The sequence below is a fragment of the Psychroflexus sediminis genome (assembly GCF_900099815.1).
In the GTDB taxonomy this organism is placed as follows: domain Bacteria; phylum Bacteroidota; class Bacteroidia; order Flavobacteriales; family Flavobacteriaceae; genus Psychroflexus; species Psychroflexus sediminis.
The window spans coordinates 263,436-279,854 of record NZ_FNCW01000001.1; the positions used below are offsets into that span (position 1 = coordinate 263,436).

Below are 16,419 nucleotides of genomic sequence, written 5' to 3' on the forward strand. Positions count from 1 at the left end.
TCTACATTTGCAAACCTTAAAAATAAGAGATTTTTTTAAACAATTTAAGTAAAACTATGCCAACAATTTCACAGTTAGTAAGAAAAGGAAGACGCAAGATGACTAAGAAGAGCAAATCGGCGGCTTTAGATTCTTGTCCTCAAAGACGTGGAGTTTGTACGCGAGTTTACACAACTACACCAAAAAAACCAAACTCGGCAATGCGTAAAGTTGCCCGTGTAAGGTTGACCAATGGTAAGGAAGTAAACGCGTACATCCCAGGTGAAGGACACAATCTACAGGAGCACTCGATAGTATTAGTTAGAGGCGGGAGAGTAAAAGATTTACCTGGTGTAAGGTACCATATTGTTCGTGGTGCTTTGGATACAGCAGGAGTTGAGGGTCGTCTGCAGCGCAGATCCAAGTATGGAGCAAAAAGACCTAAAAAATAATCAGAGTTAAAGTAAAGACATGAGAAAAAGACAGGCCAAAAAACGTCCCTTACTACCAGATCCAAGATTTAATGATCAGTTAGTCACAAGATTCGTTAACATGATGATGTGGGACGGAAAAAAATCGATTGCTTTTAAAATATTCTATGATGCTATGGATATCATAGAGGAGAAAAAGCAAGATGACGAAAAAACCGCTTTAGAAATCTGGAAAGAAGGTTTATCCAATGTGATGCCTCACGTTGAAGTAAGAAGCAGACGTGTGGGTGGTGCAACATTTCAGATCCCTTCACAAATTCGTCCAGACCGAAAAATATCTATCGCCATGAAATGGTTGATCAGTTATTCGAGAAAGCGAAACGAAAAGACTATGGCAGCAAAACTTGCTGGTGAATCCATGGCGGCTGCAAAAGAAGAAGGTGCGGCAGTTAAGAAAAGATTAGATACACACAAAATGGCTGAAGCCAATAAAGCATTTTCACATTTTAGATTCTAAATAATGGCACAAAGAGATTTAAAATTTACTAGAAATATTGGGATTGCTGCTCACATTGATGCTGGAAAAACAACAACAACGGAGCGTATTCTTTATTATACTGGTATAAGTCACAAAATAGGAGAGGTTCATGATGGTGCTGCCACCATGGACTGGATGGAGCAGGAGCAGGAGCGAGGTATTACTATTACTTCTGCTGCAACGCATTGTACATGGCCTTATAGAGATCACGAGTATATCGTGAATATTATCGATACACCGGGACACGTTGATTTCACTGTTGAAGTTGAGCGTTCTTTACGTGTACTTGATGGTGTTGTTGCTTTGTTTAGTGCTGTAGATGGTGTTGAGCCTCAGTCTGAAACGGTTTGGAGACAAGCCGATAAATATAAAGTTCCACGTCTTGGATTCGTTAATAAAATGGATAGACAGGGAGCTAATTTCTTCAATGTATGTAACCAGGTAAGAGAAATGTTGGGTGGAAATCCAGTCCCTCTTCAGGTGCCAATTGGAGATGAAATCGACTTTAAAGGTGTTGTGGATTTAATTTCCAAAAAAGCAATCATCTGGAATGAAGAAGATTTCGGAATGACTTACGAGGAAATTGATATTCCGGCGGAACTGGAAGCAGATGTAAAAAAATACAGAGCTGAATTGGTTGAAGCTGTTGCAGAATACGATGAGGAGTTGATGGAGAAATTCTTCGAAGATGAAGATTCTATTACGGAAGACGAAATCATCGCCGCTCTAAGAGCTGCTACTATCGATATGTCTATCATACCGATGATGTGTGGTTCTGCATTCAAAAATAAAGGTGTTCAGGCTATGCTTGATGCTGTGATGAGGTATTTGCCTTCTCCGGTTGATGTAGAAGCTATTGAAGGTGAAAATCCTGGTACAGGTGAAGTTGAAACAAGAAAGCCACATGTGGACTCTCCGTTTTCTGCTTTAGCATTTAAAATTGCGACAGATCCTTTCGTGGGTCGTTTAGCTTTCTTTAGAACTTATTCAGGTAGACTGGAAGCAGGTTCTTATGTTTTGAATAACCGTTCAGGTAAAAAAGAACGTATTTCAAGAATGTACCAAATGCACTCTAATAAGCAAGAGCCTATTGATTTTATCGAAGCTGGTGATATTGGTGCTGCAGTTGGATTTAAAGATATTAAAACAGGAGATACGCTTACAGATTTAGATCATCCTATCGTTCTGGAATCTATGTCTTTCCCGGAACCCGTAATTGGTATTGCTGTGGAGCCAAAAACCAAAGCTGATGTTGAAAAGCTAGGTGTTGCACTTGGTAAATTGGCCGAAGAAGATCCTACTTTCCAGGTGAAAACCGATGAAGCTTCAGGACAAACTATCATCTCCGGTATGGGAGAACTTCACATTGAAATCTTAGTAGATCGTTTAAAACGTGAATTTAAGGTGGAGGTTAATGAAGGTGAACCACAGGTAGAATACAAAGAAGCTGTCACAAAAACCGCTGAAGTTAGAGAAGTTTACAAAAAACAATCTGGTGGTCGTGGTAAGTTTGCCGATATTGTTTTCGAAATGGGGCCCGTTGATGATGATTTTGAAGGACCAGGATTGCAATTTGAAGACAAAATCAAAGGGGGTAGAATTCCAAAAGAATTTGTTCCTTCCGTAGAGAAAGGTTTTCAGGAAGCTATGAAGAATGGACCTTTAGCAGGGTTTAGAATGGATACGTTGAAAGTAACTCTAAAGGATGGATCTTTCCACCCTGTGGATTCGGATCAACTCTCTTTCGAACTTGCTGCAAAATTAGGTTTTAAATCTGCTGCTAAAAGCGCAGGTGCAATTGTACTTGAGCCTATTATGAAAGTAGAAGTGGTTACTCCGGAAGAAAATATGGGGGATATCGTTGGCGACCTGAACCGAAGAAGAGGTCAGGTGAACAACATGTCAGACAGGTCCGGTGCTAAAATCATCAAAGCAGATGTGCCGCTTTCAGAAATGTTTGGTTATGTGACGACACTTAGAACATTATCTTCGGGTAGAGCAACATCGACAATGGAATTTTTAAGATTTGAAGAAACACCTGCAAGTATTTCTGAGAAAGTTATCAAAAGTGCTAAAGGTTTAAACGAATAATTATAGCTTATTATGAGTCAAAAGATAAGAATTAAACTGAAATCATACGACTACAATTTGGTAGACAAGTCTGCTGAGAAGATTGTAAAAACGGTGAAGACGACGGGTGCGGTGGTTACTGGTCCAATACCATTACCAACCAAACGTAAAATCTTTACCGTATTGAGATCTCCTCACGTCAACAAGAAAGCTAGAGAGCAATTCCAATTGGATTCTTTCAAAAGATTGCTGGATATCTATAGCTCTTCATCCAAAACTATTGATGCTTTGATGAAGCTTGAGTTGCCAAGTGGTGTAGAAGTAGAGATTAAAGTATAAGTAAATTCCCGTGAAAACGGGAATCACAAAATTCCTGCGCTGCAGGAATTAACATGTCCTGAGCATTTGACGAGGGAAAAACGGAAGAAAAATACATTCAGGGCGAAGTGTTTTTTGTCCTGAATTTTTTTTAAATAAATAGTAATAATCAAAAATTAATTATGTCTGGGTTAATAGGAAAAAAAATCGGCATGACTAGTCTCTTCGACGAGAACGGAAAAAACATTCCGTGTACTGTTATAGAAGCTGGTCCATGTGTAGTTACCCAAGTCAGAACCAACGAGGTTGACGGGTATGAAGCGCTTCAACTTGGTTTCGATGACAAATCAGACAAAAATGCCACTAAAGCTGACCTAGGTCACTTTAAAAAAGCTGGTACTTCTGTCAAACGTAGAGTCATGGAATTCCAAGGATTTAAAGAAGAGTATAAGTTAGGTGATGAAATCACCGTAGACTTATTCAAAGAAAATGAATTTGTAGACGTAAGTGCTACATCTAAAGGAAAGGGATTCCAGGGGGTTGTAAAACGCCATGGCTTTAGTGGTTCTGAAAGAACTCACGGTCAGCAAAGTATGTTGAGAGCTCCTGGTTCTGTAGGTGCTGCCTCATATCCGGCTCGTATTTTCAAAGGAATGAAAATGGGTGGACAAATGGGAAATGTAAAAGTAAAAGTTCAAAATCTAAAAGTGTTGAAAGTTGTTCCTGAAAAGAACTTGATCGTGATCAAGGGCTGTGTTCCTGGACACAATAACACTTATGTAACTATTCAGAAGTAATGAAAGTATCAGTTTTAGATATTAAAGGAAAAGAAACAGGCAGAGAGGTCGAACTTTCTGAATCTGTTTTCGGATTGGAACCTAACGATCACGTCGTGTATCTTGATGTTAAGCAGCATTTGGCTAACAAGCGTCAGGGAACTCACAAGGCTAAAGAAAGAGCTGAGATTGTTGGTAGTACAAGAAAGATAAAGAAGCAAAAAGGAACGGGTACAGCTCGTGCTGGTAGCATCAAATCTCCTATTTTTAAAGGAGGTGGTAGAGTTTTCGGTCCAAGACCTAGAGACTATCATTTTAAGCTCAACAAAAAGCTTAAGCGATTGGCTAGAAAGACGGTTTTGTCTCAAAAATTCAAAAACAATCAATTGATGATTGTGGAAGATTTTGGTTTTGAAACTCCTAAAACAAAGGAATTTCTTAATGTTCTTGATAATCTGAAGATTAGAGATAAAAAATCTTTACTTGTCTTGGATGAGTCGAATAAAAACGTATATTTGTCGTCCCGTAATTTGAAATCTGCTAAAGTTGTAAATGTCTCAGAATTAAACACTTACAATATTTTAAATAGCAATGTTTTATTAATTACTGAAAGCAGATTAGAAGAATTACAAAATAATCTCAACAAATAGTAGCTATGAGCATTTTGGTAAAACCAATTATTACAGAGAAAGCAACAAATGAAAGTGAATTAAGAAACGCTTTTTCATTTGTCGTAGATCGTAATGCCAACAAAATCCAAATTAAGGAGGCTGTTGAGTCGGCTTATGGCGTTACGGTAGAAAAAGTACGTACATTAAATGTGATTCCTAAAATCAAATCGCGTTATACAAAAACGGGTATGGTGACAGGTCAGACATCGGCGTACAAAAAAGCTATAATTAAAGTAGCTGAAGGAGAAACAATTGATTTGTATAGTAATCTATAAGCTTAAAACATGTCGGTTAAAAAATTAAAACCAAACACACCAGGACAGAGATTTAAGATAGCTAATGGCTTCGATGCCATTACTGCTAGCAAGCCGGAGAAATCTTTGCTTGCATCTCGAAAACGTTCAGGTGGACGAAATAACCAAGGAAAGATGACCATGCGCTACATCGGTGGTGGTCATAAGAAGCGTTACAGAATTATCGACTTCAAAAGGGATAAAAAAGATATCCAGGCTGAAGTTTTGACTGTAGAGTATGATCCTAACAGAACTGCATTTATCGCTTTGTTGCAATACGAAGATGGTGAAAAGAGATATATTATTGCGCCTAGCGGAATTAAGGTAGGTCAAAAAATAGTTTCTGGAAGTTCTCAGGTTCCAACTGAAATAGGTAATGCTATGCCATTGTCTCAAATTCCATTTGGTACGATCATATCCTGTGTTGAATTAAGGCCAGAGCAAGGAGCTGTAATGGCAAGAAGTGCTGGTACATTTGCACAATTGATGGCTAAGGAAGGTAAGTATGTGACTATCAAACTTCCTTCGGGAGAGACCAGAATGGTATTGGCTTCCTGTATAGCTACAGTTGGTGCAGTATCCAATAGTGATCACCAGTTAACTATATCAGGTAAAGCTGGTAGAAGCAGATGGTTGGGAAGAAGACCTAGGACCAGACCTGTAGTGATGAACCCTGTAGATCACCCTATGGGTGGTGGAGAAGGTAAATCTTCCGGTGGTCATCCAAGATCAAGAAATGGTATACCTGCTAAAGGTTATAAAACACGTTCTAAAACGAAGTCTAGTAATAAGCACATCATAGAGCGTAAAAAGAAATAAGATATGGCACGTTCATTAAAAAAAGGACCTTTTGTCCATTATAAATTAGAAAAGAAAGTTGGTCAAAACCTAGATTCAGGTAAAAAATCTGTAATCAAAACTTGGTCAAGAGCATCCACCATTACTCCTGATTTCGTTGGTCAGACTTTTGGTGTCCATAATGGAAGACAATTCGTACCTGTTTTTGTGACAGAAAACATGGTGGGACATAAACTGGGAGAGTTTTCTCTTACCCGTACTTTCAGAGGTCACCAGGGTTCCAAGAATAAAGGAAAAAAATAATTGAACAATGGGAGTAAGAAAAAGAAATAGAGCAGAAGAGCTCAAGGAACAGAAAAGTCAACTTGCTATTGCAAAATTGAACAACTGTCCAACATCTCCGCGTAAAATGAGACTTGTTGCTGATTTGGTGAGAGGTAAGGATGTTGGTCATGCACTGCAGATCTTAAAGTTTAGCACCAAGGCAGCTTCCGGTAGATTGGAAAAATTAGTTCTTTCTGCTATCGCAAACTGGCAAGCTAAAAATGAAGATGCAGATATTGAGCAGGCTGGCGTTTTTATAAAAGAGATTAAAGTAGATAGTGGCAGTATGTTAAAGCGTTTACGCCCGGCTCCGCAAGGCCGCGCACATAGAATTCGTAAGCGTTCTAATCATGTCACTCTCATACTGGGAGAAAAAAATAACACTGAAAGCTAGATAGACTATGGGACAAAAAACAAATCCAATTGGCAATAGACTTGGTATCATCAAAGGATGGGAATCCAACTGGTACGGAGGCGAGGATTACAGTGAAAATCTTGTAGAAGATTACAAGATTAGAAAGTATATCCATGCCCGTTTATCTAAAGCTAGTGTTTCACGCGTAATCATTGAGCGTACGCTTAAACTTGTAACCGTTACTATCACTACTGCCAGACCTGGTATCATTATCGGGAAAGGTGGCCAAGAGGTAGACAAGTTGAAAGAAGAACTCAAGAACATTACGGATAAGGAAGTTCAGGTAAACATTTTTGAAATCAAAAGACCCGAATTAGATGCTCATCTTGTAGCTACCAGTGTGGCAAGACAAGTTGAAAACAGGATTTCTTATAGAAGAGCTACAAAAATGGCAATTGCAGCAGCTATTAGAATGAATGCAGAGGGAATTAAGATTCAGGTATCTGGACGTTTAAACGGAGCGGAAATGGCTCGTGTTGAAACTTATAAAGAAGGACGAATTCCTTTGTCTACTTTCAGAGCTGATATTGATTATGCTTTGGTAGAATCTCACACTACTTATGGTAGACTGGGTATCAAAGTATGGATCATGAAAGGTGAAGTTTATGGAAAACGAGAGTTATCTCCATTGGTTGGCCTGGCTAAGAATGAGACTAAAGGAAAAGCGAGACGACCTAAAGCACGTCGTAGAAAATAATCATTTAAAGATTAAGATAAGAAATGTTACAGCCTAAAAGAACAAAATTTCGTAAGCAGCAAAAGGGTCGTATGAAAGGGGTCTCGCAAAGAGGTCACAGACTTTCAAATGGAACTTTTGGAATCAAATCTTTAGATTCTTCTTTTGTTACAGCAAGACAAATCGAGGCCGCACGTATCGCAGCAACGCGTTACATGAAAAGGGAAGGTTCTATCTGGATTAAAATATTTCCGGATAAACCTATCACGAAAAAGCCTCTTGAAGTCCGTATGGGTAAAGGAAAAGGTGCAGTAGAATATTGGGCCGCTGTTGTTCAGCCAGGTCGTATTCTATTTGAAATCGGAGGTGTGCCGCAAAGTATAGCTAAGGAAGCCCTTAGACTGGCAGCCCAAAAATTACCTGTTAAAACAAAATTTATAGTCGCTAGAGATTATCAAGAATAAATAAAGATGAGACAATCTGAAGTAAAAGAATTTTCGGTAGAAGAATTGCATGAAGAATTGGCAAATCACAAGACAAAATTGTCTGATTTGAAAATGACTCACGTTCTTTCTCCTTTAGAAAATACTTCTGAAATTAAAAAAATCAGAAGATCAATTGCGAGAATCGCTACCGAAATTACAAAAAGAGAATTAGATTAATTCTACTTACAATGGAAAAAAGAAATTTAAGAAAAGAACGTATCGGTGTTGTGACAAGCAACAAAATGGATAAATCCATTGTCGTTTCTGAAGTCAAAAAGATAAAGCATCCAATGTATGGTAAATTCGTTTTAAAAACGAAAAAATACGTTGCGCATGATGAAAAAAATGACTGCAATGACGGCGATACAGTAAGAATTATGGAGACAAGACCTCTTAGCAAAACAAAACGCTGGAGATTGGTTGATATAATTGAAAGAGCTAAATAACTATGGTACAACAAGAATCAAGATTAAAAGTAGCAGACAACACTGGTGCTAAATCAGTTTTAGTTATTCGTGTCCTTGGGGGTACGAATAGAAGATATGCTTCGGTTGGCGATAAAGTTGTAGTCAGCGTTAAAGAAGCTACTCCAAATGGGAGCATAAAGAAAGGTGCTGTTTCTACGGCTGTAGTTGTCAGAACAAGCAAAGAGGTAAGACGTCCGGATGGATCTTACATTCGCTTCGACGACAACGCCTGTGTTTTGTTAAACCCAACAGGAGAAATGAGAGGTACACGTGTATTTGGACCAGTTGCCAAAGAACTTCGTGAAAACCAGTTTATGAAAATTGTTTCACTTGCACCTGAGGTGCTTTAAATCTATCATGATGAAAAGAAGTAGAATTAAAAAAGGTGATCAAGTAAGAGTAATCGCTGGAGATCATAAAGGAAAAGAAGGTAAAGTACTAGATATACTTGTAAAAAAAGATAAGGCTATCGTTGAGGAAGTCAATATGATTTCTAAACACCAAAAGCCCTCTGCAACAAATCCACAAGGTGGAATTACTAAGAAAGAAGCTCCTATACATATTTCAAATCTGTCTCTTATCACTAAGGATGGAGAGACGACAAGACTTGGAACTAAAATAGAAGATGGCAAGAAAGTAAGAGTTGCTAAGAAAACAAATGAAGTGATTTAATTATGAGTTACGTACCAAGATTAAAAGAGGAATACAACAGCAAAATACTTCCGGCTCTTCGAGAAGAGTATAGTTATTCAAATACTATGGAAGTTCCAAGACTCAAGAAAATCGTTTTGAGTAGAGGTGTTGGCGCAGCTATCGCAGATAAAAAATTGATAGATCACTCTATCGAAGAATTTTCTATGATCACTGGCCAGAAAGCTGTTCAGACTATGTCAAAAAAGGATGTTGCTTCTTTCAAATTAAGAAAGGGAATGCCAATTGGTGTTAAAGTAACTCTTCGTGGCTATAGAATGTATGAGTTTTTGGATAGATTAATTACATCGGCATTACCACGAGTTAGAGATTTCAACGGTATCAATCCAGATGGATTTGATGGTAGAGGAAATTACAACCTGGGTATTACTGAACAAATTATTTTTCCTGAAATAAACATTGATAAAGTGAATAGAATCTCAGGGATGGATATAAGTTTTGTGACTACAGCAGATACTGATCAGGAAGCAAAATCATTATTAACCGAATTGGGATTACCATTTAAAAAGAAATAATTATGGCAAAGGAATCAATGAAAGCCCGTGAGGTGAAACGCCAGAAAATGGTTGAGAAATATGCTGAGAAAAGAAAGGCTTTGAAAGAGGCTGGAGATTTTGAAGCTTTACAAAAACTACCGAAGAATGCTTCTCCTGTGAGACTGCATAATCGATGTAAGCTTACAGGTAGACCAAGGGGGTATATGAGACAATTTGGACTTTCTAGAGTTACATTTAGAGAGATGGCCAATCAAGGTCTTATCCCGGGGGTTAAAAAAGCAAGTTGGTAATTAATTTAAAAAATGCAATAAAATGAATATTGATCCAGTTGCAGATTATTTAACTAGAGTTAGAAACGCAGTTTTAGCATCTCATAGAGTTGTTGAAATACCGGCTTCTAACCTAAAGAAGGAAATCACAAAAATATTGTTCGATCAAGGATATATCCTGAGCTATAAGTTTATCGATGATGAGACCCAGGGTGTCATCAAGATAGCCTTAAAATACGACAAGTTTACAAACGATCCTGTAATCAAGAAATTACAGAGAGTAAGTAAACCTGGCTTGAGAAAATATTCCGGTTCAGATGATATTCCAAGAGTGCTTAATGGCTTGGGTATTTCTATCGTCTCTACTTCTAAAGGAGTGATGACAGGAAAACAAGCTCAGAGAGAGCATGTTGGAGGTGAAATCCTTTGTTACGTATACTAATATAAAAAGACAAAAATTATGTCAAGAATAGGTTACAGTCCAGTTAGTATTCCAGAAGGCGTTACAGTCGATTTAACAGATGATACTATTACAGTAAAGGGTAAGCTTGGCGAGTTGAAACAAACTTTCAGTGAGATTACCATCAAAATTGAGGACAATGAAATCAGTTTTGAAAGACCTTCAGATAGGAAAACACACAAAGCCAAGCATGGTTTATACAGATCTCTTGTATACAATATGATCGAAGGTGTTACTGAGGGCTTTACTAAGGAACTTGAACTTGTAGGAGTTGGTTACAGAGCTTCCAATCAAGGTCAAAAATTAGATATCGCTGTTGGCTTTTCTCATAACATTGTTATAGATTTGGCGCCTGAAGTAAAGTTGGAAACTATTTCAGAAAAAGGTAAGAATCCGATTATAAAATTATCGTCATTTGACAAACAACTTGTTTCACAAGTAGCTGCTAAAATTCGTTCATTTAGACGACCTGAGCCTTACAAAGGAAAAGGTATCAGATACGTAGGTGAATATATAAGAAGAAAAGCAGGTAAATCAGCTTAATTATGGGATTTTCTAAAGAAAAAAGAAGACTTAAGATACGCAAGCGTGTTAGAAAAACAATTACCGGAACTCCGGCTAAGCCCAGGCTTTCCGTGTTCAGAAGTAATAATGACATCTATGCGCAATTGATTGATGATGTCAATGGAGTTACACTAGCTTCAGCATCTTCAAGAGATAAAGAAATTGATGTTACCGACAAAACAAAGTCTGAGGCTTCTGTTGTTGTTGGTGAAGCCATTGCTAAAAAAGCACTGGATAAAAATATAGATTCAATTTCTTTTGATAGAGGTGGTTATTTATACCACGGAAGAGTAAAATCATTAGCCGAAGGTGCTCGTAAAGGAGGCTTAAAATTTTAAAATATGTATCAAGATTATAAAAATGTTGAAACAGTAAAACCAGGTGGACTGGATCTTAAAGATCGTCTAGTTGGAGTTCAACGTGTTACTAAAGTTACAAAAGGTGGTAGAGCATTTGGTTTTTCTGCTATTGTTGTTGTAGGTGATGAAAACGGTGTAGTAGGACAGGGTCTTGGCAAATCTAAAGAGGTTGCCGACGCTATTTCTAAAGCTGTAGAAGATGCTAAGAAAAACTTAGTCAGAATTCCTCTGTATAAATCTACCTTGCCACATGAGCAGTTAGGAAAGTATGGTGGAGCAAGAGTTTTCTTACTGCCTGCTTCAGAAGGTACTGGTGTGATTGCCGGTGGACCAACACGTATGGTTTTGGAAGCTGTAGGAGTTCATGATGTTCTTTCGAAGAACCAAGGTTCATCTAACCCGCATAACATGGTGAAAGCTACTTTTGATGCCCTTTTGAAATTGAGAGGTGCAGAGCAGATCGCTAGACAAAGAGGAATTACCCTCGAGAAATTATTTAATGGTTAAGACCCTTATTATGGCTAAAATTAAAGTTACAAAAACCAAGAGCGCTATCAAGCGACCAAAAAACCAGAAGCTTACTTTAGAAGCGATGGGTTTGAGAAAAATCGGCCAGTCCAACGAATTTGAAGTTTCAGATTCTTTGATGGGTATGATTAATAAAGTTAAACATTTAGTTTCTGTACAAGAAATAAATTAATATTATGGAATTACACAATTTAAAACCTGCCAAAGGTTCTGTAAAAACCACAACCAAAAGACTCGGAAGAGGTGAAGGTACTGGAAATGGAGGAACAGCTGGTAGAGGACATAAAGGAGCAAAATCCCGTTCTGGTTATTCTAGAAAGATTGGCTTCGAAGGTGGACAAATGCCGTTGCAAAGACGTGTTCCTAAATTTGGATTTACAAATCCGAACAGAGTTGAGTATCAAACGATCAATTTGGATCGTCTACAGGAATTGGTGGACAATAAGTCTATTTCAAACGCTGTGGATTTTGGTACCTTACACGCTATGGATCAAATCAATAAAAACCTGCCTCTTAAAGTTTTAGGTAGAGGTGAATTGAAAGCAAAATTGAAAGTTTCTGCACACAAATTTTCCGCTTCAGCAAAATCTGCAATTGAAGCAGCTGGTGGAGAAGCTATCACTATTTAACTCATCACCTTATGAAGTTTTTTGAAACATTAAAGAATATTTGGAAAATAGAAGAATTGAAAAATCGAATTCTTCTCACTTTAGGTTTGTTGCTGGTTTACAGATTTGGTGCTCAAATCGTATTACCTGGAATTGATGCTGCTCAATTGGCTAGTTTATCTTCCCAAACCGATAGTGGAATTCTTGGTTTACTCAACGCTTTCACAGGTGGTGCATTTTCTAATGCCTCAGTTTTTGCATTAGGGATCATGCCTTATATTTCTGCTTCCATTGTTGTTCAATTGATGACGATTGCTATTCCTTATCTTCAAAAACTTCAAAAAGAAGGCGATAGTGGAAGAAAGAAGATTACACAGATTACAAGATGGCTGACCATTGCGATCACTTTAGTTCAAGGTCCCGGTTACATCATTAATCTTTATAATACTTTGCCTCCCTCTGCATTTTTGATGGATAGCACATTTACCTTCGTCGCTTCATCTGTAATTATTTTAACTACAGGATGTATTTTTGCGATGTGGTTAGGTGAGAAAATTACAGATAAAGGCATAGGTAACGGAATTTCATTATTGATCATGGTTGGTATTATAGCCACACTTCCTCAGGCTTTTATTCAGGAATTTGTTTCTAGAGTATTTGAATCTAATGGAGGTTTGATCTTAATATTAGTCGAACTGGTAATCTGGTTTGTTATAATTCTTGCTTCTATTATGCTGGTAAGAGCTGTAAGACAGATACCTGTCCAATATGCCCGAAAGAATGCCTCAGGTAAATTTGAGAAAGCGTCTATTGGCGGTGCCAGACAGTTTATTCCCCTAAAGTTGAATGCCTCTGGTGTTATGCCTATCATTTTTGCCCAGGCTATTATGTTTATTCCTGCCGCAGTAGCTGGTTTATCAGATACTGAAATGGCTCAGGGTATCACAGCTGCATTCCAAAATATTTTTGGTTTCTGGTATAATTTGGTGTTTGCTCTTCTGATTATCGTATTTACTTATTTCTATACGGCGATTACGGTGCCTACTAATAAAATGGCAGAAGATCTGAAACGAAGTGGAGGTTTTATTCCTGGGATAAGACCGGGTTCCGAAACTGCAGAATACCTGGATAGGATTATGTCACAAATCACTTTACCCGGATCTGTATTTTTGGCAATGATTGCAGTATTTCCTGCAGTCGTGGTATCACTTTTGAATGTTCAGCAAGGCTGGGCACTCTTCTTTGGAGGTACTTCCCTGCTTATTATGGTAGGCGTGGCCATTGATACAATTCAACAAGTGAATTCGTTTCTTTTGAATAGACATTACGATGGATTAATGAAATCTGGTAAAAATAGAAAAGCAGTCGCATAATTATGGCAAAACAACCCTCGATAGAACAAGATGGAACTATTATTGAAGCATTGTCTAATGCAATGTTTCGTGTAGAACTTGAGAATGAGCATATTGTTACTGCTCATATATCTGGTAAGATGAGAATGCACTATATCAAACTTTTACCAGGTGATAAAGTAAAATTAGAAATGAGTCCTTACGATTTATCCAAGGCTCGTATAACCTATAGATATTAAATACTATGAAAGTAAGAGCATCAATAAAAAAGAGAAGTGCTGATTGTAAGATCGTTCGTAGAAAAGGACGTCTTTATGTCATCAACAAAAAGAATCCTAAATTTAAACAAAGACAAGGATAATTATGGCTAGAATTGCAGGTGTAGATATACCAAAACAAAAGCGCGGAGTTATAGCTTTAACCTATATCTTCGGAATCGGAAAGAGCAGAGCTCAAAAAATTCTTAAGAATACCGGTGTAGATGAAAGTACCAAAGTCTCAGACTGGGATGATGATCAGATCGGTAAGATCAGAGAAGAAGTTGGGAAATTTACTATTGAAGGCGAGTTGAGATCTGAAGTGCAAATCAACATCAAGCGATTGATGGATATTGGTTGCTACAGAGGAATAAGACATAGAACTGGACTTCCATTGAGAGGTCAAAGAACTAAAAACAACTCCCGTACAAGAAAAGGAAGAAGAAAAACAGTTGCTAACAAGAAAAAAGTAACTAAATAATAAGTAAAAATGGCAAAGTCAACAACAAAAAAACGTAAAGTAGTTGTAGATGCATATGGCGAAGCTCATATTTCTGCCTCTTTCAATAATATCATCGTTTCGTTAACCAACAAAAACGGCGATATTATTTCCTGGTCATCTTCTGGTAAGATGGGCTTTAGAGGTAGTAAAAAGAACACTCCTTATGCTGCACAATTATCTGCTGAAGATGCGAGTAAAGTTGCACACGAAGCAGGTTTGCGTAAAGTAAAAGTTTATGTGAAAGGTCCTGGAAACGGAAGAGAATCCGCTATCAGATCTTTGCATAATTCAGGTATCGAAGTTACGGAGATTATCGATGTAACGCCAATACCACACAATGGATGCAGACCTCCAAAACGCAGAAGAGTCTAATTATAAATAATCCGTATTACTATTATCGAAGGATAAGACCTTAATTCATAATAGAGATATAATAAACACTTAACAATGGCAAGATATACCGGTCCTAAAACCAAAATAGCAAGAAAATTTGGAGAAGCCATTTTTGGCGACGACAAGTCTTTCGAAAAAAGAAATTACCCTCCTGGACAGCACGGGAATAACAGAAGAAGAGGCAAGAAGTCTGAGTACGCTGTTCAGTTGATGGAAAAGCAAAAAGCTAAATATACCTATGGTATTTTAGAAAAGCAATTCCGTAATATGTTTAATAAAGCAAATAGATCTACCGGAATTACCGGTGAGATTCTACTTCAATTATGTGAATCCAGATTAGACAATGTTGCGTTTAGATTGGGCATCGCTCCATCTAGAAGTTCGGCTAGACAATTGGTTTCGCACAAGCACATCACAGTAAATGGAGAGCTAGTAAACATACCATCCTACCAAGTAAAGCCTAATGATGTTGTTGGAATAAGAGAAAAGTCAAAGTCTCTTAATGTAATCCAAGAATCTCTTTCAAATAATAAATCTGTTCATGAATGGATGACATGGAATGGTGAAAAAATGGAAGGTACATTTGTAACCATACCGGAAAGATCTCAGATTCCTGAAAAAATTAATGAGCAATTCATCGTTGAATTGTACTCTAAATAATAACTGACAACACTCAAATTTATGGCATTATTTAATTTTCAAAAGCCCGATAAAGTTATCATGATCGATTCTACCGATTTTGAGGGCACTTTCGAATTTAGACCATTAGAACCTGGATACGGTCTAACAGTAGGTAACGCTTTGCGTAGGGTGCTGTTATCATCGTTGGAAGGTTTTGCAATCACATCAGTAAGAATAGAAGGAGTTGATCACGAATTCTCTACAATAGAAGGAGTTGTTGAAGATGTTACTGAAATCATATTAAATCTAAAACAAATACGGTTCAAGAAAAGAGCTGAAGATGTGGACAACGAAACCGTTTCCATTTCTTTCTCAGGAAATGAGAAAATGACCGCAGGTGATTTTCAAAAATACCTTACCGGATTTGATATTCTAAACCCAGATTTAGAAATCTGTACCATGGATAAAAAAGTATCTCTAAACTTAGAACTTACAGTTCAAAAGGGTAGAGGTTACGTTCCGGCTGAAGAAAATAAAACCTCTAAAGCACCTATCGGTACAATTTTCACTGATTCTGTCTTTACACCGATTAAAAATGTAAAGTATAGCATCGAGAACTTTAGAGTTGAGCAAAAAACCGATTATGAAAAATTGGTTTTCGAGATAAGCAGTGACGGTTCAATCCATCCTAAGGATGCCTTAACCGAAGCGGCCAAGACTCTAATTCATCACTTTATGCTGTTCTCCGATGAGAGAATCACCTTAGAAACTGAAGAAATGTCTCAGGCAGAAACTTATGATGAAGAATCCCTTCATATGAGACAGTTGCTTAAGACCAAACTTGTAGATCTTGATCTATCTGTTAGAGCATTGAATTGCCTAAAAGCAGCAGAAGTTGAAACTTTAGGGGATTTGGTATCTCACAACAAAAGCGATTTGATGAAGTTTAGAAACTTCGGTAAAAAATCACTTACTGAACTAGAAGAACTTGTTGAAAATAAAGGTCTGGACTTTGGAATGGATCTTTCAAAATATAAACTTGACAAAGACTAGCTTT

General features: G+C 37.5%; 31 protein-coding genes. All 31 read left to right on the plus strand.

The features are described from left to right. Window positions 1-56: 56 nt before the first annotated feature. The 31 genes from rpsL (at window position 57) to BLP81_RS01260 (ending at window position 16,415) form a co-directional block, all read left to right on the plus strand. Entirely contained in the window at window positions 57-431 is a 375-nt protein-coding gene (rpsL, locus tag BLP81_RS01110) for a 30S ribosomal protein S12 (protein ID WP_019039484.1), read from the plus strand. Between the two features lie 19 nt (window positions 432-450). Then, a complete protein-coding gene (gene rpsG / locus BLP81_RS01115; protein ID WP_093364512.1) occupies window positions 451-927 on the plus strand; it encodes a 30S ribosomal protein S7 in 477 nt (158 codons plus the stop codon). 3 nt (window positions 928-930) lie between these two features. Further along, window positions 931-3,039, plus strand: a complete 2,109-nt coding sequence (gene fusA / locus BLP81_RS01120; RefSeq protein ID WP_093364515.1) for an elongation factor G — start codon at window positions 931-933, stop codon at window positions 3,037-3,039. 12 nt (window positions 3,040-3,051) lie between these two features. After that, window positions 3,052-3,357 (plus strand): 30S ribosomal protein S10, encoded by a 306-nt coding sequence (rpsJ, locus tag BLP81_RS01125; protein ID WP_019039487.1) that lies wholly within the window; start codon window positions 3,052-3,054, stop codon window positions 3,355-3,357. Between the two features lie 161 nt (window positions 3,358-3,518). Next, window positions 3,519-4,133 (plus strand): 50S ribosomal protein L3, encoded by a 615-nt coding sequence (gene rplC / locus BLP81_RS01130; protein ID WP_093364517.1) that lies wholly within the window; start codon window positions 3,519-3,521, stop codon window positions 4,131-4,133. Further along, on the plus strand, window positions 4,133-4,762 hold the full coding sequence (gene rplD / locus BLP81_RS01135; protein ID WP_093364520.1) for a 50S ribosomal protein L4: 630 nt from the start codon (window positions 4,133-4,135) through the stop codon (window positions 4,760-4,762). Before rplC ends, rplD begins: the two co-directional genes overlap by 1 nt. 5 nt (window positions 4,763-4,767) lie before the next feature. Continuing rightward, complete coding sequence (gene rplW / locus BLP81_RS01140; protein ID WP_093364523.1) at window positions 4,768-5,058, plus strand: 50S ribosomal protein L23; 291 nt, start codon at window positions 4,768-4,770, stop codon at window positions 5,056-5,058. A 9-nt stretch (window positions 5,059-5,067) separates the two neighbouring features. Continuing rightward, a complete protein-coding gene (rplB, locus tag BLP81_RS01145) occupies window positions 5,068-5,895 on the plus strand; it encodes a 50S ribosomal protein L2 (RefSeq protein ID WP_093364526.1) in 828 nt (275 codons plus the stop codon). 3 nt (window positions 5,896-5,898) lie between these two features. Further along, window positions 5,899-6,177, plus strand: a complete 279-nt coding sequence (gene rpsS, locus BLP81_RS01150) for a 30S ribosomal protein S19 (protein WP_093364529.1) — start codon at window positions 5,899-5,901, stop codon at window positions 6,175-6,177. 7 nt (window positions 6,178-6,184) lie between these two features. Further along, the gene (gene rplV / locus BLP81_RS01155) at window positions 6,185-6,592 is read left to right on the plus strand and encodes a 50S ribosomal protein L22 (protein ID WP_093364531.1); all 408 of its coding nucleotides are present in this window, start codon (window positions 6,185-6,187) and stop codon (window positions 6,590-6,592) included. A 7-nt stretch (window positions 6,593-6,599) separates the two neighbouring features. Further along, window positions 6,600-7,310 carry a 30S ribosomal protein S3 gene (gene rpsC, locus BLP81_RS01160; RefSeq protein ID WP_093364534.1) on the plus strand — a complete coding sequence of 237 codons (711 nt, stop codon included), beginning with the start codon at window positions 6,600-6,602 and terminating at the stop codon, window positions 7,308-7,310. Window positions 7,311-7,333: 23 nt separating this feature from the next. Continuing rightward, the gene (gene rplP / locus BLP81_RS01165; protein ID WP_093364537.1) at window positions 7,334-7,753 is read left to right on the plus strand and encodes a 50S ribosomal protein L16; all 420 of its coding nucleotides are present in this window, start codon (window positions 7,334-7,336) and stop codon (window positions 7,751-7,753) included. Window positions 7,754-7,759: 6 nt separating this feature from the next. Beyond that, entirely contained in the window at window positions 7,760-7,951 is a 192-nt protein-coding gene (gene rpmC, locus BLP81_RS01170; RefSeq protein ID WP_093364540.1) for a 50S ribosomal protein L29, read from the plus strand. A gap of 11 nt (window positions 7,952-7,962) precedes the next feature. Beyond that, entirely contained in the window at window positions 7,963-8,220 is a 258-nt protein-coding gene (rpsQ, locus tag BLP81_RS01175; RefSeq protein ID WP_019039497.1) for a 30S ribosomal protein S17, read from the plus strand. A 2-nt stretch (window positions 8,221-8,222) separates the two neighbouring features. Beyond that, window positions 8,223-8,591, plus strand: a complete 369-nt coding sequence (gene rplN, locus BLP81_RS01180; RefSeq protein WP_093364542.1) for a 50S ribosomal protein L14 — start codon at window positions 8,223-8,225, stop codon at window positions 8,589-8,591. A gap of 10 nt (window positions 8,592-8,601) precedes the next feature. Then, on the plus strand, window positions 8,602-8,913 hold the full coding sequence (gene rplX, locus BLP81_RS01185) for a 50S ribosomal protein L24 (RefSeq protein ID WP_093364545.1): 312 nt from the start codon (window positions 8,602-8,604) through the stop codon (window positions 8,911-8,913). A 2-nt stretch (window positions 8,914-8,915) separates the two neighbouring features. Next, complete coding sequence (gene rplE / locus BLP81_RS01190; RefSeq protein ID WP_093364548.1) at window positions 8,916-9,467, plus strand: 50S ribosomal protein L5; 552 nt, start codon at window positions 8,916-8,918, stop codon at window positions 9,465-9,467. A gap of 2 nt (window positions 9,468-9,469) precedes the next feature. Continuing rightward, entirely contained in the window at window positions 9,470-9,739 is a 270-nt protein-coding gene (rpsN, locus tag BLP81_RS01195) for a 30S ribosomal protein S14 (RefSeq protein WP_093364550.1), read from the plus strand. 22 nt (window positions 9,740-9,761) lie between these two features. Continuing rightward, entirely contained in the window at window positions 9,762-10,160 is a 399-nt protein-coding gene (gene rpsH, locus BLP81_RS01200) for a 30S ribosomal protein S8 (RefSeq protein ID WP_093364553.1), read from the plus strand. Between the two features lie 18 nt (window positions 10,161-10,178). Then, window positions 10,179-10,721, plus strand: coding sequence for a 50S ribosomal protein L6 (gene rplF / locus BLP81_RS01205; protein WP_093364556.1), 543 nt, complete (start codon window positions 10,179-10,181; stop codon window positions 10,719-10,721). 2 nt (window positions 10,722-10,723) lie between these two features. Then, window positions 10,724-11,080, plus strand: a complete 357-nt coding sequence (gene rplR, locus BLP81_RS01210; RefSeq protein WP_093364558.1) for a 50S ribosomal protein L18 — start codon at window positions 10,724-10,726, stop codon at window positions 11,078-11,080. A 3-nt stretch (window positions 11,081-11,083) separates the two neighbouring features. Further along, complete coding sequence (gene rpsE, locus BLP81_RS01215) at window positions 11,084-11,608, plus strand: 30S ribosomal protein S5 (RefSeq protein ID WP_093364561.1); 525 nt, start codon at window positions 11,084-11,086, stop codon at window positions 11,606-11,608. 10 nt (window positions 11,609-11,618) lie between these two features. Then, window positions 11,619-11,801: a 50S ribosomal protein L30 gene (rpmD, locus tag BLP81_RS01220; RefSeq protein WP_093364563.1), complete on the plus strand. Its 183-nt coding sequence runs from the start codon at window positions 11,619-11,621 to the stop codon at window positions 11,799-11,801. Between the two features lie 4 nt (window positions 11,802-11,805). Further along, window positions 11,806-12,258, plus strand: coding sequence for a 50S ribosomal protein L15 (rplO, locus tag BLP81_RS01225; RefSeq protein ID WP_093364566.1), 453 nt, complete (start codon window positions 11,806-11,808; stop codon window positions 12,256-12,258). 11 nt (window positions 12,259-12,269) lie between these two features. Continuing rightward, window positions 12,270-13,610 carry a preprotein translocase subunit SecY gene (gene secY / locus BLP81_RS01230; protein WP_093364568.1) on the plus strand — a complete coding sequence of 447 codons (1,341 nt, stop codon included), beginning with the start codon at window positions 12,270-12,272 and terminating at the stop codon, window positions 13,608-13,610. Window positions 13,611-13,612: 2 nt separating this feature from the next. Next, window positions 13,613-13,828: a translation initiation factor IF-1 gene (gene infA, locus BLP81_RS01235; RefSeq protein ID WP_093364570.1), complete on the plus strand. Its 216-nt coding sequence runs from the start codon at window positions 13,613-13,615 to the stop codon at window positions 13,826-13,828. A gap of 5 nt (window positions 13,829-13,833) precedes the next feature. Continuing rightward, on the plus strand, window positions 13,834-13,950 hold the full coding sequence (gene ykgO, locus BLP81_RS01240; RefSeq protein ID WP_015361145.1) for a type B 50S ribosomal protein L36: 117 nt from the start codon (window positions 13,834-13,836) through the stop codon (window positions 13,948-13,950). Between the two features lie 2 nt (window positions 13,951-13,952). Next, the gene (rpsM, locus tag BLP81_RS01245) at window positions 13,953-14,327 is read left to right on the plus strand and encodes a 30S ribosomal protein S13 (protein ID WP_093364572.1); all 375 of its coding nucleotides are present in this window, start codon (window positions 13,953-13,955) and stop codon (window positions 14,325-14,327) included. A 9-nt stretch (window positions 14,328-14,336) separates the two neighbouring features. Further along, window positions 14,337-14,720, plus strand: a complete 384-nt coding sequence (gene rpsK / locus BLP81_RS01250; RefSeq protein ID WP_093364575.1) for a 30S ribosomal protein S11 — start codon at window positions 14,337-14,339, stop codon at window positions 14,718-14,720. A 75-nt stretch (window positions 14,721-14,795) separates the two neighbouring features. Next, window positions 14,796-15,401 carry a 30S ribosomal protein S4 gene (gene rpsD / locus BLP81_RS01255; RefSeq protein ID WP_093364578.1) on the plus strand — a complete coding sequence of 202 codons (606 nt, stop codon included), beginning with the start codon at window positions 14,796-14,798 and terminating at the stop codon, window positions 15,399-15,401. 21 nt (window positions 15,402-15,422) lie between these two features. Beyond that, the gene (locus BLP81_RS01260) at window positions 15,423-16,415 is read left to right on the plus strand and encodes a DNA-directed RNA polymerase subunit alpha (protein WP_093364580.1); all 993 of its coding nucleotides are present in this window, start codon (window positions 15,423-15,425) and stop codon (window positions 16,413-16,415) included. Window positions 16,416-16,419: the final 4 nt, after the last annotated feature.